Raw genomic sequence first — 323 nt, 5'->3', positions numbered from 1 at the left:
TCGGCGCAGTCGGCGATGTGCGCAGCGTGCTAGGAGGTGCCGTCGATTATGCCGGTTCAAAACTCGGCTTTGATCCTTCGACGGTCAAGAACGTGGCAAATGCCGCGAGCTATGCTCTGCCGGGCGGCCGATTGCTTGCAAACGCGCCGACTTCGCAAGATGTCCTGAATACTGTCAAGGACAACGATCCGAGCAATCTTGCATTCTATGATCCGAAAACGCTTGCTGGTGCATATACCAAAACGGGCGCGGAATTTCTCCCGGGGATGCTGGCTGGCGGTGAAGGAGGGCTTGGAGCTCGTTTCGTCCGAAATGTGGCGCTC

General features: G+C 57.3%; 1 protein-coding gene. It reads left to right on the top strand.

Annotation, left to right across the window (positions count from 1 at the left end):
* A partial coding sequence (locus CQ12_RS45490; protein ID WP_198164362.1) for a hypothetical protein occupies nt 1-323 on the top strand: 323 nt, incomplete at both ends.

The sequence above is a fragment of the Bradyrhizobium jicamae genome (assembly GCF_001440395.1).
Classification (GTDB): Bacteria; Pseudomonadota; Alphaproteobacteria; order Rhizobiales; family Xanthobacteraceae; genus Bradyrhizobium; species Bradyrhizobium jicamae.
Note: the sequence above shows the minus strand (reverse complement) of the source record. Positions and strands in the feature narration are given on the sequence as shown.